This window comes from Caulobacter sp. AVps18, from assembly GCF_058681425.1.
Map to the genome: position 1 here is coordinate 2,062,130 of NZ_CM178737.1, position 15,849 is coordinate 2,077,978.

10 protein-coding genes are annotated in these 15,849 nt (G+C 64.9%); 8 read left to right on the top strand and 2 right to left on the bottom strand.

Features of this window, described 5'->3' with window-relative positions; genetic code table 11:
• Nucleotides 1–61 precede the first annotated feature (61 nt).
• Together ACW179_RS09515 and ACW179_RS09520 are read right to left on the bottom strand one after the other, a co-directional pair.
• On the bottom strand, nucleotides 62–1,060 hold the full coding sequence (locus ACW179_RS09515; protein ID WP_492064049.1) for a 4-hydroxyproline epimerase: 999 nt from the start codon (nucleotides 1,058–1,060) through the stop codon (nucleotides 62–64).
• 17 nt (nucleotides 1,061–1,077) lie between these two features.
• On the bottom strand, nucleotides 1,078–1,998 hold the full coding sequence (locus ACW179_RS09520; protein WP_492064050.1) for a dihydrodipicolinate synthase family protein: 921 nt from the start codon (nucleotides 1,996–1,998) through the stop codon (nucleotides 1,078–1,080).
• 65 nt (nucleotides 1,999–2,063) lie between these two features.
• On the opposite strand from ACW179_RS09520, the gene ACW179_RS09525 reads away from it, so the two are divergent.
• The 8 genes from ACW179_RS09525 to ACW179_RS09560 all read left to right on the top strand — a co-directional run bounded on the left by ACW179_RS09525 (nucleotide 2,064) and on the right by ACW179_RS09560 (nucleotide 15,535).
• Nucleotides 2,064–3,341: an NAD(P)/FAD-dependent oxidoreductase gene (locus tag ACW179_RS09525; protein ID WP_492064051.1), complete on the top strand. Its 1,278-nt coding sequence runs from the start codon at nucleotides 2,064–2,066 to the stop codon at nucleotides 3,339–3,341.
• The gene (locus ACW179_RS09530; protein WP_492064052.1) at nucleotides 3,338–4,546 is read left to right on the top strand and encodes a M24 family metallopeptidase; all 1,209 of its coding nucleotides are present in this window, start codon (nucleotides 3,338–3,340) and stop codon (nucleotides 4,544–4,546) included. The genes ACW179_RS09525 and ACW179_RS09530 overlap by 4 nt, the downstream gene beginning before the upstream one ends.
• A 175-nt stretch (nucleotides 4,547–4,721) precedes the next feature.
• A protein-coding gene (locus tag ACW179_RS09535; protein ID WP_492059466.1) for an IS5 family transposase occupies nucleotides 4,722–5,485 on the top strand; the annotation gives its coding sequence in 2 pieces (ribosomal slippage) (nucleotides 4,722–5,057 and nucleotides 5,060–5,485; 762 coding nt in all).
• 630 nt (nucleotides 5,486–6,115) lie between these two features.
• Complete coding sequence (locus ACW179_RS09540; RefSeq protein WP_492064053.1) at nucleotides 6,116–7,162, top strand: LacI family DNA-binding transcriptional regulator; 1,047 nt, start codon at nucleotides 6,116–6,118, stop codon at nucleotides 7,160–7,162.
• 141 nt (nucleotides 7,163–7,303) lie between these two features.
• Nucleotides 7,304–10,165 carry a TonB-dependent receptor gene (locus ACW179_RS09545; protein ID WP_492064054.1) on the top strand — a complete coding sequence of 954 codons (2,862 nt, stop codon included), beginning with the start codon at nucleotides 7,304–7,306 and terminating at the stop codon, nucleotides 10,163–10,165.
• A 102-nt stretch (nucleotides 10,166–10,267) separates the two neighbouring features.
• On the top strand, nucleotides 10,268–11,800 hold the full coding sequence (locus ACW179_RS09550; protein WP_492064056.1) for a tryptophan halogenase family protein: 1,533 nt from the start codon (nucleotides 10,268–10,270) through the stop codon (nucleotides 11,798–11,800).
• A gap of 25 nt (nucleotides 11,801–11,825) precedes the next feature.
• The gene (locus tag ACW179_RS09555) at nucleotides 11,826–14,114 is read left to right on the top strand and encodes a beta-glucosidase (RefSeq protein ID WP_492064057.1); all 2,289 of its coding nucleotides are present in this window, start codon (nucleotides 11,826–11,828) and stop codon (nucleotides 14,112–14,114) included.
• Nucleotides 14,114–15,535, top strand: a complete 1,422-nt coding sequence (locus ACW179_RS09560) for a glycoside hydrolase family 30 protein (RefSeq protein ID WP_492064059.1) — start codon at nucleotides 14,114–14,116, stop codon at nucleotides 15,533–15,535. The genes ACW179_RS09555 and ACW179_RS09560 overlap by 1 nt, the downstream gene beginning before the upstream one ends.
• Nucleotides 15,536–15,849: the final 314 nt, after the last annotated feature.

Here is a 15,849-nt window from a genome sequence, read left to right on the forward strand (position 1 = left end):
AAACCGCCATCGGTGCCGAATACGCCATATCGTATATCAAACTCCGTCGATCGCCGTGAGTCTAGATCACTTGAAAGCCGGCCCAGAATGGGTCGGCGCGGTCAATCCAGAGAATATTGTGGCCGGTGGCGATTGCCGAGCCCTCGACCGAGGGGATGATCGCGGTGCGGTCGCCCAGTTCGACCAGGGCCTCGACGCGGCCGATAAAGCGGCTGCCAATGATGCTCTCATGCACGAAGGCATCGCCGACCTTCAGTTTGCCCTTGGCGGTGAGGTGGGCCAGGCGCGCCGAGGTGCCGGTGCCACAGGGGCTGCGGTCGATGGCGCGGTCGCCGTAGAAGACCGCGTTGCGGCCATCGGCGTCTGGTGCTCGCGGCACGTCGGCCCAGAGCACGTGGCTGACGCCGCGGATAGTCGAGTCGAGGGGGTGGACCGGTTCGAACTTTTCACGGACCAGTGTCCGGACAATCGGGCTGAGGCGCAGGATCTCGGACGCGCCCAGCGCGTCGATGCCGGAATAGGCACCTTGAGGTTCGATGATCGCGTAGAAATTGCCACCGTAGGACACGTCGATCGTCAGGGGGCCAAAGCCCGGCACGTCGATCTTGATCCCTTCTTCGGCCAGATAGGCCGGGACGTTGCGGATCTTGACGGACGTCACCTTGTCGCCCGCAGTCTCAAAAGCGATGTCGATGACGCCTGCGGGGACTTCCAGACGCAACTTGCCCGGCTCGCGCGGGGTAATCAGACCGTTTTCGAGCGCGAAGGTGACGATGCCAATGGTGCCGTGTCCGCACATCGGCAGGCAGCCGCTGGTCTCGATGAACAGGATCCCCGCGTCGCAATCGGGCAAGGTGGGCGGATAGAGGAAGCCGCCCGACATCATGTCGTGGCCGCGAGGCTCGAACATCAGGCCGGTGCGGATCCAATCGAAGCGGGCGAGGAAGTCCTGGCGACGTGCGCTCATCGAGTCGCCGCGTAGCAGCGGCGCGCCGCCGGCCACGAGACGAACCGGATTACCGGCGGTGTGGCCGTCGATGCAGAAGAACGTATGACGCATGGACTTCCTCTAAGGCTTTAGGCCGCTGCGGCCGCCGGGGTCAGGACAGGCCGCGTGGCGGCGGCTTCCTCGACCATCGCGACGACCTGGGCGCGGCGGGCTCCAGCCAGGGGCATGCGGGGCATGCGTACGCGTTCGGAGCCGCGGCCCATGATCTGCTCGGCCAGCTTGATCGACTGCACCAGGTCGTGCTCGGCGTCCAGGTGAAGCAGCGGCATGAACCAGCGATAGATGCGCAGAGCTTCCTCCATGTCGCCGCGATCAAAGGCGGCGACCAGCGCCACTGATTCCTGTGGGAAGGCGCTGGTGAGGCCGGAGATCCAGCCCCGGGCGCCCAGGACCAGGCCTTCCAGGGCCACGTCGTCGAGGCCGGCCATCAGGATGAAGCGGTCGCCGAAGGCGCGGACCAGGTCGGTGAAGCGACGGGTGTCGGGCGCGCTCTCCTTGACGGCCACGATGGTCGGCTCGGCGGCCAGGCGCTTGAGCACCTCCATCGTGATGGAGACGCGATAGGCTGGCGGGTTGTTGTAAAGCATGATCGGCAGGCCAGAGGCCTGGGCGACGGTGCTGAAATGGGCCGCGAGCTCGGCTTCAGTGGGCACATAGACCATAGCCGGCAGGGCCATCAGCGCGTTGGCCCCGATCGTCTCGGCGTCCTTGGCGAAGGCCGCAGCGCGGGCGGTGGTGAACTCCGAAACGCCAACGATGATCGGCACGCGACCGGCGACGACCTCGACGGCGGCCTTAAGCAGACGACGCTTTTCATCGGGCTCCAGCGAGTTATTCTCGCCGCAGGTGCCCAGGACCACCAGGCCATGAACGCCGTCATTCACCAGGGCGTCGAGCACCTGCTGACTTGCATCGATGTCGATCGAAAGGTCGGCGTTGAACTGGGTGGTGGCGGCCGGGAACACGCCCGACCAATTCATGGAACTCATGCGACTTGCACCTCTAACTGCTTCGTCTACAGTATACGAAATTGCGATGCGGAGGTAAAGCCCGGGTGGAGCAGTCGGTTGGAACGTTGGTAATAGGGGGCGGGGTGGTCGGAAAGGCCAGCGCCCTGGCCTTGCGACGCGCCGGCGAGGCCGTTCTGTTGCTTGATCCGCAAAGTTTGTCGCGTTCCGCATCCTATGGCAATGCCGGACACATTGCGATCGAGCAGGTTGAGCCCTTGGCCTCGCCCGCCGCCCTGGCTTCCGCGTTCGGTCGACTGTTTCCGCTAGGAGGGGCGCTGGATTTCCGCCTGGCCGACGTCGCGGCCTGGGGCCCTTGGGCTGCGCGCTTTATAAAGGCGTCGACGCCGGCGGGTGCCGCTCACGGCAAACGCGCGTTGAGCGGACTGCTCAAGGAGGCTTTGCCGGCCTGGCGTCGGCTGGCGACTTCACTGGACCGTCCCGACCTGCTGATTGAACGCGGTCACGTCATTGCCTGGGAGACGCAGAGCGCCGCACGCGCGGGTCAGAACGCCTGGCGGGCCGCTGATATCGGTCAGGCCAAGCTGATTCCCCTGTCTGAAAAACTGGCGCGGAGCTTGGAGCAGTCTGTCGATGTCCCAATCGCCGGTGGGTTGGAATTCGAGAATACCGGACAGGTCCGAGATCCGGCGCTTGTCTCGCAATGGCTGGATGAAGCGTATGACGCCTCGGGCGGCCGACGGCTGATCGGTCGCGCCGCGCGCTTGCAGCAGAATGAAGGGCGCGTCGAGGTCCTACTCGAAGACGGACGGCGGCTGGCGCCGGAGCGTGTTCTGATGGCGGGCGGCGTGGGCTCCGGCGTGCTGATGCGCGGTCTGGGTCATGTCGCGCCGGTGATCGCCGAGCGCGGATATCATCTGGAGGGCGAGGCAAGGCGCTGGGGCGACCTTCCGCCGGTGGTGTTCGAGGAGCGTTCGCTGATTCTGACCCGTTTCGGCGATAGACTGCGTGCTGCCAGCTTCGTGGAGTTCGGCCGCGAATCCTCGCCGCCCGATCCGCGCAAATGGGCGCGCCTGCGCCGGCATCTGTCGGAGCTGGGGGTGCGGATGGAAGGCCCGGTCGCGGAATGGATGGGCGCCCGACCGACCTTGCCTGACTATCTTCCAGCCATCGGCGTCAGCCGGCGGGCTTCAAATCTTTACTACGCCTTCGGTCATCAGCATCTGGGACTGACCTTGGCGGCGGTCACCGGCGAACTGGTCGCGGCCTTGATGGGCGGCGGAAGTCCGGCTGTAGATCTTACCCCTTTCGACCTGGACCGCTTCGCCAGACAGTCCGACCTGCCAAAGAGGAACGCAGCATGACCCTGGGCGTCGGTGGTTCGACCATGGATGTGCAACTGGCGGGCCTGTCGCCCCGTCCCGGGCGGCCAGCGGCGATCAGCGCGCTCGAGTTCGAGGCGCGGCTGGAGCGGGCGCGCGGGCTGACCGCTGCGCTTGGCGCGGACGCTTTGCTGGTCGGGGCAGGCGCCAGCCTTCGCTATTTCACCGGCGTACCCTGGGGCGCGACCGAGCGTTTGGTAGCGATGCTGCTGCCGCGCAACGGACGGCCGATCATGATCTGCCCGGCGTTCGAGCTGGGGTCCCTGCAAGCGGACCTGAAGATCGAGGCCGATATCCGGCTGTGGCAGGAGCATGAGCCGCCCGGTGCCCTGGTGGGCAGGGCCCTGTCCGAGATCGGAGCCGATGTCCTGGCGCTGGATCCGGCCGCGCCGTACTTGCTGTTCTGCGCCCTGCAAGCGGCCGCGCCGTCCTTGCGCGCCGTTGACGCGACCTTCGTCATCGACGGCTGCCGCGCGCTGAAGTCGCCGGCCGAGTTGGCCCTGATGCGCTACGCCAAGGCCATAACCCTGGATGTCCACCGGCGCGCTGCGGCCGTGCTCGCGCCGGGTATCACCGCAAGCGCGGTCAAGCGGTTCATCGACACCGCCCACCGCGCGGCGGGTGCTGACGGCGGTTCAAGCTTCTGCGCCGTACAGTTCGATCGTGCCACGGCCTATCCGCATGGCCTGCCTGGCGACCAGATACTGGGAGAGGGCGAGTTGGTGCTGATCGACACCGGCTGCCAGGTCGAGGGCTATAACGCGGATATCACCCGCACCTATGTGTTCGGCGAACCGGGGGATCAGCATCGGCGGATCTGGGACATCGAGCACGAGGCTCAGGCCGCCGCCTTTGCCGCCGTACGCCCGGGCGTGCCGTGCGAGGCGATCGATGCGGTCGCGCGGCGCGTTCTCGAAGGTCATGGTCTCGGGCCGGACTACGCCCTGCCGGGTCTGCCGCACCGCACTGGCCACGGCATCGGCCTGTCGATCCACGAGGGTCCGTATCTGGTGCGCGGCGACAGCACGCCGCTGGCGCCGGGCATGTGTTTCTCCAACGAGCCGATGATCGTTCTGCCGGATCAGTTCGGCGTGCGTCTCGAAGACCATTTCCATGTCACCGAGGACGGCGCGGCCTGGTTCACTGAGCCTTCGCCCTCGATCGACGCGCCCTTCGGCCCGTCGTGAGGTCCGCTTGGTTCTGTTCTTGGCGCTCGGCGCGCTGCACGACGGGAACAACCTAACACTGATCTTCTCTCGTGATCCTGCCTCGTTGCAGTGGACACCGTGCTAGGAGCTGTGGACTCTAGGGATTCCCGAAGGGTGCGAAGCGTGATTCAAGACTGTCTTTTGGGAGGCGGTCTTGGGTGTGATGGATCGTTTGGTGCTGAGTGACGCTGATTGGGACCGGATGTCTGGCCTGATCATCGGGCGTCCTGACCAGAAGGGCTCGACCGGCCGCGACAACCGGATGTTCGTCGAGGGCGTGTTGTGGATCGTGAGGACGGGCTCGCCCTGGCGCGATCTGCCCGAGGTGTTCGGCGATTGGAATAGCGCCTTCCGGCGGTTCAGTCGCTGGAGCCAGAAGGGCGTCTGGCGGCGGATCTTCGAGGCGATGTCGGGCGATCCAGACTTCGAATACCTGATCATAGACTCCACCATCGTCCGCGCCCACCAGCACGCTAGCGGGGCCAAAAAGGGGGGTCTGAAGATCAAGCCCTTGGACGCTCGCGCGGCGGACTGAGCACCAAGGTCCACATGGCCGTGCGAGGCCTGGGCCAACCAGTCCGGTTCATTCTCACGGCCGGGCAACGGGGAGACGCACCTCAAGCGGGTCCGTTGATCGAAGGCTTGCCGGCCAAGGTCGTCATGGCCGACACCGCCTACGATGCAGATCATCTGCGTCAGGCGATCACCGCCAAGGGCGCCGTCGCCGTCATCCCCAACAATCCTTCACGCGCTCAGAAATATACGCTCGACCCGCACCTCTACGCCCAGCGCCACCTCGTCGAGTGCTGCTTCAGTCGCCTCAAGCAGTTCCGCCGTGTCGCCACCCGCTTCGAGAAGACGGCGAGAAACTACCTCGCCGTCCTGCACCTCGCTGCCGCAATACTCTGGATGCGATAAGTGTCCACAGCTCCTAGAGGGCGTTCCGAAAAGTGGGAACCGGTTTTCGGAATGAAACGCACGTGAAAACAAGAGACTAGAGCATTTTCCGATAAGTGTGAAACGGTTATCGGATCGAAGAATGCTCTAAACATCTGATTTAGAGCCCTTTTCGCCCGACCCTGATGAAGCCATCAGGTCGGAAAGGGCTCTAGAGCGGAAGAGGCGTCTCTGACGCCCGTGAAGCGTCTGGCCTTTCCGGAGGCCTTCAAACGAGAAGCGGTTGACGGTGTCGACAGCAGCGGCCGGTTCGCCGGCCCCGTCGCCGTCTGATCTGGCCGCTGAGCAGCCAGGCTGCAGTGCGAGAGCGGCCTCTCGATCAAGTTCGGGGTTATCGTTGCGCGACACCTTGCATACCCAGGCCCTCCTGGAGGGGCCCGTGCTTAAGTAATCGCCATGGGCAAGCGACGTGTTACGGGGCGAGGGGGCCTGAAGCGAAAGTCAGCCGGGCCGCCTTGCGCCCCACCGGTGGGGTCATACTGCGGTAGAGTTGAAGCAATGCGCGGGTGCGCGGCGGGTTGCGTCCCTGAGGCAAGCTGTTGCAATGCTCTTCAAGCCCGGCGCAGGACCGCGCCGTTTTCGGAGAGTCGCTTGAAATCGAAGAAGCCGACCATTGATGATGTCGCCCGCATTTCCGGGGTGGCGCGCGTGACGGTTTCCCGTGTGCTCAACGGCGGCCCCAACGTCCGCGACGAAGTGCGTGACCGGGTGATGCGGGTCGTCGAGAGCCTGGACTACAAGGTCAATCCGCAGGCCCGCAGTCTGGCTGGGGGAGCCAGCCGGCTGCTCGCCTTTGTCTTCGCTTCTGATCCTGAGAACCAGCCCAATTCCTATTACGAGTCGGCTCTTGAGTTGGGGGCCCTGCGCGCCTGCCTGGCTTTGGGTTACCAGATCCTGATCCAGAACGTGCCCCAGAGCACGGAGGACCGGCAGCAGCAGATTCTAGACCTCATCACGTCGCAACGCTGCGAAGGTCTGATCCTGTCGCCGCCCTACAGCGATGACATGGCCCTGATCGAAGCCGCTCTCGCAAAGGGATGCCGCGTGGTGGCTGTTTCTCCCGGACAGGCGGGGGGAGGCGGTGCCGACGGTGTGGGCATCGACGACGAAGCCGGTGGTTACGACATGGCGCGCGAGTTGCTGAAGATCGGCCACCGGCGTTTCGGTTTCATCGCAGGCCTGGAAGGACACCTTTCGGCGGACCGGCGCCTGGCCGGCTTCAAGCGCGCGTTGCTGGAACAGGGGCTTGGCGATGAAGCCTATGTCGCGGTGAGAGGCGACTTTACCTTCCGGTCCGGGACGAGTCTTGCGCCGGGATTGATGGACCATCCCCTGCGGCCTACGGCCTTGGTCTGTGCCAATGACGACATGGCCGCCGGTGTCCTTTCAGCAGCCCATGCGCGCGGGCTGAACATCCCGGCCGACCTGTCGATTACCGGCTTTGACGACGCGCCCGTCGCTGGGATCGTCTGGCCGCCCCTGACCACCGTGCACCAGCCGGTGAAGGACCTCGGTCAACGCGCCGTCGAGCTCTTGGTGGCCCGTCTTAGTGGGGCCAATGCTGAGCCGGAGCCCGTCTTCCAGCTGCTCGACCATGCCGTCGTGGCTCGGCAGACCACCAAATCGCGTACGGTCTGACTTTCCGCTCTTCGTTTCAAGCTTGACAGACTTCGCGTCGCGACTCTAATTGGAAGCGCTTCCAATATGTATCAGGCGATGCGATTGGACGTGCGCAAGAACAAGTCCCGCGTAACGGGCGAACTTTCAGAGGGGAGAGCTATGCGAAACCGCAACACGCGCCGGGCGCGTTCGTCGATCAATCATTTCTATCTGACGGCTTCAGCCGCTGCGATCACCATGGCCCTGTCCGGGGCGGGCGCCGCCCAGGCACAGGTCGCGGCGCAGTCTCCCGCTTCCGAACCCAATACGGTTGAAGCGGTGGTCGTCACCGGCATCAAGGCCGGCATCCAGAACTCCATCAACATCAAGAAGAACGAGACCTCGATCGTCGAGGCTGTTTCGGCCGAGGATATCGGCAAGCTGCCGGACGTTTCGATCGGCGAGTCGATCGCTCGCCTGCCGGGCCTTGCCGCCCAGCGGGTCAATGGCCGCGCTCAGGTGATCTCGATCCGGGGTCTCGCGCCCGACTTCACCACCACCCTGCTGAATGGACGTCAGCAGGCCAGTTCTGGCGACAACCGGGCCGTCGAGTTCGACCAGTATCCCTCGGAACTGCTGTCCAGCGTCGTCATCTACAAGACCCCCGACGCCCAGGTGTCGGGCATGGGCCTGTCGGGAACGGCGGACCTCCGCACCGTGCGCCCGCTGGAGTTTGGTCGCCGTGCGCTGGCCGTGAACCTGCGTGGCGAAAAGACGGCCGGCAAGAAGCTGAACGACGATGTCAGCAACCAGGGTGGCCGCTTCAGCATCAGCTACGTCAACCAGTTCGCCGACGATACGGTCGGCGTCGCCCTGGGTTATGCGCACCTGGATTCGCCCTCTCAGGTGAAGCACTACAAGGCCTACGGCTATGAGTCCTTCGGCTTTGCGGTCACGCCCGACAGTGCCGACAGCGCGCTGATTCTGAACGGCCAGGAGATCTTCGCGACCTCGCGGATCAACAAGCGCGATGCCTTCATCGGCATCTTTGAGTATGCGCCCAATGACCGCATCCACTCGACCCTGGACCTTTACTACTCGCAGTTCGACCAGGAAGAGACGACGCGCGGGGCGCAGTGGTTCTCGAACGGCTGGGCGGATGGCGCCACCTTCACCAACGTCAAGACCCGGGATCTCGGGGGCTCGACCTTTGCCGAGAGCGGTACCCTCAACAAGGGCGTTCCGCAGCTGCGCAATGACTTCAATACCCGCAAGGACGAGCTGTTCTCCGCCGGACTGAACAACGAGTTCCAGCTGAACGAGACCACCAAGCTGTTTGCCGATCTCTCCTACTCGTCGAACAAGCGTCGCGAGCAGATCATGGAGACCTATGCCGGCTACGGCCGTGGCGTGGGCGGCGTGACGCCGTCGACCGGCGATGTCGGCCGGACCTATGACACGATCGGTTTCCAGGTCGCCGACAAGGGCTTCTCTCAGTACGATGAGGGCCTGAACTATGCCGATGCCACCAAGGTTACCCTGGGCGATCGCGCACCGTGGGGTGGCTGGGGCCATGACGGCGCCATTCGCTTCCCGCATGTGAAGGAAGACGTCTCGGCCCTGGACCTGCGTCTCGAGCACGAGATGGACGGCTTCATCACCGGGATCGACGCCGGGCTGAACTATACCAAGCGCGAAAAGACCAAGACCGTCTCGGATAATGACCTGTTCCTCAAGAACGGTCGCCAGCAGGTCTATGTCGACGCCGGCGATCTGAACTCGCCGACCCAGCTGGGCTTTGCCGGCTTCGGTGGCGTTCTGAGCGTGAAGATCGGCGACGTCTGGCAGAAGTACTACAATTCCGCCCCGATCCTGGATGCCAACTATTTCGACAAGAACTGGGAGATCACCGAGGAGGTCACGACCTTCTTCGCCAAGGCCAATTTCGCGGCCGGTGACCTTCGCGGCAACCTGGGCGTCCAGGTGGTCAAGCAGTCGCAGGAGTCGAGCGGTGTGGTGATCAATGGTCTTGAGCCGGGCCAGCCGATCAAACCGCAAACGATCAAGGCCGGTGCGGACTATACCGACGTGCTACCCAGCCTGAACATGATCTACGATCTGGGGGGCGGGCATCGCCTGCGCCTGGCCCTGTCCAAGACCATGGCCCGTCCGCGCATGGACGACATGCGGGCCAACGTCACGCCGGGCTTCAACTCGATGGTCTGCAGTGGCCAGCCCTGCGCGCCGGGGACGACGGTCAATCCGTGGTCGGCCAGCGGCGGCAATCCCAACCTCAAGCCCTGGATGGCCAAGGCCGCCGACGTTGCCTACGAGTGGTATGTCAGCCCGGCGACCTACCTGTCGGTCGCGGCCTTCTACAAGAAGCTCGACACCTACATCTACCAGCAGAGCGGCAAGTTCGACTTCACGGGTATCCCATTGCCGTCGACGGCTACGGCCATCCCGTCAGGAATTGTCATCAGCAATATCGGCCAGATCACCCTGCCGGCCAACGGCAAGGGCGGCGTGGTCAAGGGGCTGGAATTCAGTGGCGCGGTGGATATCGGCGATCTCGTCGAACCCCTGAAGGGCTTTGGCATGCAGGGCAGCCTGTCCCTGACCGAGTCGAACCTCAACCCGACCACCAACACCGATCCCAAGCAGAAGGTCCGCATCCCCGGCCTGTCGGGCACGGTCTACAACGTCACGGGCTATTATGAGCGCAATGGCTTCCAGGCCCGGATCAGCCAGCGCTACCGCTCGGCCTTCAAGGGTGAGGTGGTGCAGTTGTTCGCCACGCGCGGCTTCACCGAGATCCTGGCTGACAAGCAGGTGGACGCCCAGATCGGCTACACCTTCCAGGACGGTCCGCTCGAGAACCTTGGCCTGCTGCTGCAGGTCAACAACCTGACGGACTCGCCCTACCGCACCCGGCTGGGTCTGGACGGTGGCGGCACCACCACCAAGAACGGCGGCACCCTGCCGGAGACTTATGAGAAGTACGGCCGCCAGATCCTGTTCGGCGTCAACTATCGGTTCTAACCAGGGACAAGGGCCGGTCATTCTCGCAATGGCCGGCCCGCCAGGGAGAAACGATCGAAGGCTCCGCTCGGGCGGGGCCTTCGGCTCAACGGGAGGCGGGTCATGCAACCCCTCAAGAAGATCCTGATCGCCGGTGGCGGTTCGGCAGGCTGGATGACGGCCGCCCTCTGTGTCCGCCTGTTCCAGGGCCTCTACGAGATCGTGCTGGTCGAGTCAGAGGCGATCGGGACGGTGGGCGTGGGCGAAGCGACCATCCCCGCAATCAAGAAGTTCAACGAGCTTCTGGGTCTGGATGAGGACGATTTTCTGCGTGGCACCCAAGGCAGCTTCAAGCTGGGCATCCAGTTCCGGGACTGGGGCCAGAAGGGCGAAAGCTACATCCACGGTTTCGGCGTCATCGGTCAGGATCTCGGCTGGCTGCGCTGCCACCAGTACTGGCTGCGGATGCGCGAGCAGGGGCTCGCGGGGGACTTCGCAAATCTCTCGATCAATACGGCGGCGGCTCTTGAGGACCGGTTCATGCGGGCGCGGCCCGACATGGGGGCCTCGCCGATCGGGCACATCGCCCATGCCTTCCATTTCGACGCCGGACTTTATGCCCGCTACCTCAGCCAGTTTGCCCAGGCGCGCGGCGTGGTCCGGCGCGAGGGCCAGATCGTCGATGTCACCCTGCGCCCCGAGGACGGCTTCGTGCAGTCGGTGACGATGGACGACGGCGAAGTGATCGCCGCCGACTTCTTTGTGGACTGCTCGGGCTTCCGGGGTCTGATCATCGAACAGGCCCTGAAGACGGGCTATGAGGACTGGACCCACTGGTTGCCCTGCGACCGGGCCGTGGCCGTGCCCTGCGACCGCTCCGAGGCGTTTACGCCCTATACCCGTTCGACGGCGCGCGAGGCGGGCTGGCAGTGGCGCATCCCGCTGCAGCATCGCACCGGCAACGGCCATGTCTATTCCAGCCAGTACCTCGATGATGCCGAAGCCGAGCGGGTGCTGCTGGCCAATCTCGACGGGGCCCCGCGTGCCGATCCGCTGCGCATTCGCTTCACGACAGGCAAGCGCCGCAAGACCTGGAACCGCAACTGCGTCGCCATCGGCCTGTCTGCCGGCTTCCTGGAGCCCCTGGAGTCGACCAGCCTGCACCTGATCCAGTCGGCCGCGACCCGTATGGTCCGCCTGCTGCCGGATGCCGGATTCGACCAGGCCGGAATTGACGAGTTCAACCGTCAGACCGACTTTGAATACGAGCGCATCCGCGACTTCGTGATCCTGCACTACAAGGCGACCCGGCGCGACGACACGCCCTTCTGGCGCTATTGCCGCGACATGGAGGTCCCCGCGACGCTGCAGCGGAAGATGGACCTGTTTGCCGCCAACGGCCGGGTCTTCCGCGAGGATGACGAGCTTTTCACCGAGGAGAGCTGGATCCAGGTGCTGCTGGGGCAGGGGATCATTCCGCGCGGCTATGACCCACTGGTCCGTGTCCAGACCGACGAGGCCATCGCGCGCTATCTCGCCAATATCGAGACCGTCATCGGCAAGTGCGTCGACGTCATGCCCAGCCATGCCGAGTTCGTGGCCCGTGCGTGCCTCGCGCCCACCGTCGCGGCGGATCCGTCTCCCATCCCTGTCTAGTAGTTCCTCTTACCGGAGTATCGCCATGCCGACCGCCGCCCAGTCCGTATTCGCCTTGCGGATGCTGTGCCGGACCACAGCCGCCGTTGCGCTGCTCGCCCTGACGCCGGCCAATCCGGTCCTGGCGCAGGTCATGCCGGCAAAGGACAGTGCACCGCTTGCGCCGCGCGCGGGTGACGCGGCCTGGGCCCGGGCTGACGCGCTGGTCAAGCAGATGACCCAGGACGAAAAGATTACCTATCTGCACGGCCTGTTCCCACCGATGACCAAGACGGTGGTGGCCGACATGATCCCTTCGGCCGGCTATGTGCCCGGCGTGCCGCGCCTGAAGATCCCGACCTTGCGTGAAAGCGACGCCAGCCTCGGGGTCGCCAACCAGGTCGAGCAGCGCAAGGGCGATGTCGCTACCGCCCTGCCGTCGGGTCTGGCCCTGGCAGCCACCTTTGAACCTGAACTGGCCTATCAAGGCGGCGCGATGATCGGCGCCGAGGCGCGGGCCAAGACCTTCAACGTCCTGCTGGCCGGCGGCGTCAACCTGACCCGCGACCCGTGGGCGGGCCGCAATTTCGAGTATCTGGGCGAAGATCCGCTGCTGGCCGGCGAGATGGTGGCCGGGCAAATCCGGGGCGTTCAGAGCAACAACATCGTCTCGACGATCAAGCACTTCGCCCTGAACGCCCAGGAGACCGGCCGTCACGTGATGGACGCGCAGATCGACGAAGCAGACCTGCGCGAAAGCGACCTGCTGGCCTTCCAGATCGCGATCGAGAAGAGCAACCCTGCCTCGGTGATGTGTGCCTACAACAAGGTCAATGGCGACTGGGCCTGCCAGAACGATCACCTGCTGAACAAGGTGCTCAAGCGCGACTGGAACTATCCGGGCTGGGTAATGTCGGACTGGGGCGCGGTGCACAGCACAACCAAGGCGGCGCTGGCCGGGCTCGACCAGCAGTCGGGCCAGGAACTGGACAGCCAGATCTTCTTCGGTGACGACCTCAAGGCCGCCGTCGCCAAGGGCGAGGTCAGCCAGGCCCGTGTCGACGACATGGTCCGGCGCATCCTGCACGGGGTGATCTCCTCGGGCCTGATGGACAATCCGACCCCGACGACCGCCCAGCCGATCGACTATGACGCTCACGCCAACGTCGCCCAGGCCGTCGCCGAGCGCGGCTCGGTGCTGCTGAAGAATGACGGAAACTTGCTGCCCCTGGCCAGGACCGCCAAGAAGATCGTGCTGATCGGCGCCCATGCCGATGTGGGCGTGATCTCGGGCGGCGGCTCGTCGCAAGTCCGTTCGGTCGGCGGCGCGCCGGTCGAGATCCCGCTGAACGGCGGCGAAGCGGCCTCGTTCGTCCGCGTCACATGGCACGCGTCTTCGCCGCTGGAGGCCATCCGCGCCGCCGCGCCGAACGCCGAGGTGGTCTATGTTGATGGCAAGGATCCTGCAGCCGCTGCGGCTGCGGCCAAAGATGCCGACGTGGCGATCGTCTTTGCCTGGCACTGGCAGACCGAGGCCCAGGACGCGGCATCCATTGCTCTGCCGGAAAACCAGGATGCCCTGATCGAGGCCGTCGGCGCTGCCAACAAGAACGCCGTGGTGGTGCTCGAGACCGGCGGTCCGGTGCTGATGCCGTGGATCGACCGGGTCGGCGCGGTATTGCAAGCCTGGTATCCGGGCCAACGGGGCGGCCAGGCCATCGCCCGGCTCCTGCTGGGCGAGGTGAACCCGTCGGGCCGCCTGCCGATGACCTTCCCCAAGACCGCCGACCAGGCCCCCCGCGCCAGCGCCCCTGGATTTGCCGAGCAGGCGGCCATTGACGACGCCCGCCGCGCCGGCCAGACGGCTGGCCCGATCAAGAGCTTCCCCGTCAAATACATAGAGGGCGCAGCCGTTGGCTACCGCTGGTACGCCCAGCAGAAGCAGCAACCGCTCTTCCCGTTCGGCTTTGGCCTGTCGTATGCCAGCTTCGACTACGCCAACCTCAAGGTCGAGGACGGCGATAGCCTGAAGGTCAGTTTCGACGTGACCAACACCGGCAAGGTTGGGGGGGCAGATACGCCACAGCTCTATGTCACGGCCGGCGCCCGCCGCCCCATGCTGCGACTGGCGGGCTTCCAGAAGGTGGATCTCGCGCCGGGCGAGACCAAACGCGTTAGCCTGACGGTCGAGCCGCGTATCCTGGCTGACTACGACGAGGCCCAGCCGGGCTGGAGGATCGCGGCCGGTTCCTATGCGCTCTATGTCGGTCGCCACGCCGGCGACCCCGTGCTGAGCGGTAAGGCCCAGCTGAAGTCATGGTCAAGGAAGCCCTGATGTTCCGTGCCGCTGGCCTCCTCGCAGCGGTCGCCCTGACGCTCTGCGGCTGCGCAAACCTGCCGGCGCGCGAGCCCTCCCAGGCTCGCATCTGGGTAACGACGGGTGATCAATCCCTGCTGATGGCGGAGCAGGCACCCCTGGTCACGTCGCGCGCGGAGGACGTCTCGGGTCTTCCGGTGGTCTCGGTCAATGCCGCTGAACGCCACCAGTCGATGGTCGGCTTCGGGGCCTCCATCACCGACGCTTCTGCCTGGCTGATCCAGACCAGGCTGACCCAGGCGCAGCGTGACGGGCTGATGACCGAGCTGTTCGGACGCGGCGACGGCGGCCTGGGCTTCAGCTTCATCCGGCTGACGATCGGGGCGTCGGACTTCTCGCTCGACCACTACAGCCTCGACGACGCGCCGGGGGGCGCGGCCGATCCGGAGCTGAAGCACTTTTCGGTCGAACGTCCGGCGCAGTACGTCTTCCCGACCGTCCGCCAGGCCCTGGCGATCAACCCCGACCTGCAGGTCATGGCCACGCCCTGGAGCGCGCCGGCCTGGATGAAGACCACCAATTCCCTGGTGAAGGGCCAGCTGAAGTCTGAGGCCTATCCCGTCTATGCCAATTTCTTCGCCCGCTACATCAAGGCGGCGGGCAAGGCGGGGGTGCCGACCGACTATCTCAGCATCCAGAACGAGCCGGACTTTGAGCCCGAGAACTATCCGGGCATGCGCTGGCCGGCGGCAGACCGGGCGCGGTTCTACGGCGACCATCTGGGTCCGGTTTTCAAGCGTGAGGCCATCAAGACCCGCGTGCTCGACTGGGACCACAACTGGGACCAGCCTCAGCAGCCCCTCACCGTGTTGGCCGATGCCAAGGCGGCGGCCGTTGTTTCTGGGGTTGCCTGGCACTGCTATGCTGGCGAGGTGTCAGTCCAGGCCCAGGTGGCGGCGGTGCATCCTGACAAGGACGTCTTCTTCACGGAGTGCTCGGGCGGCCAGTGGGCCCCCGGGTTCGACGACAGCTTCAGCTGGATGATGAGCAAGTTGATCATCGGTGCCACTCGGGGCGGGGCGCGGGGCGTTCTGATGTGGAACCTGGCGCTGGACGAGACCTACGGTCCCCACGCCGGCGGCTGCGGCGATTGTCGTGGTGTCGTAACCATCGACAGCCGTACCGGCGCGATACAGAGAAACCAGGAATACTACGCCTTTGGCCACGCCAGCCGGTTCGTGACGCCCGGCGCGGTGCGCATTGGATCTCCCGCCCAACTCGGTGATCTGGAAACGGTGGCTTTCATGAACCGCGACGGCCGGCGCGTCTTGATCGTGCTCAACGCCGGGCAAAAGCCATCCGCATTTGCCATCGCCGACGGGCCTCGGCGCTTCAAGGCGACCATCCCGCCCCGGGCTGCCGCGACCTTCGTCTGGTGAAGTCGCAAGCCTGGCAGGACCGTCATCGCTGACAGCGGCTTGTGCTCGCCACTTGGCCCGTCCCCTGGAGCCGGTCCCCACACAATGTGCGGGGCCAGCCTAACACCGACCGGCTAAGGCTCTGAAATCCCTCAGAAGGGCATTTTGCCAACTTAGAGCGCGTTCCGAAAAGTGGGAACCGGTTTTCGGAATGAAACGCGCGTGAAAACAAAAGACTAGAGCGGGTGATCTGATTCCATCAGATCGCAACCCGCTCTAGCGGTCCCAACCTAAGGCTGGCCGCAAAACGATCAAGCCAACTCAAGACTGACCGC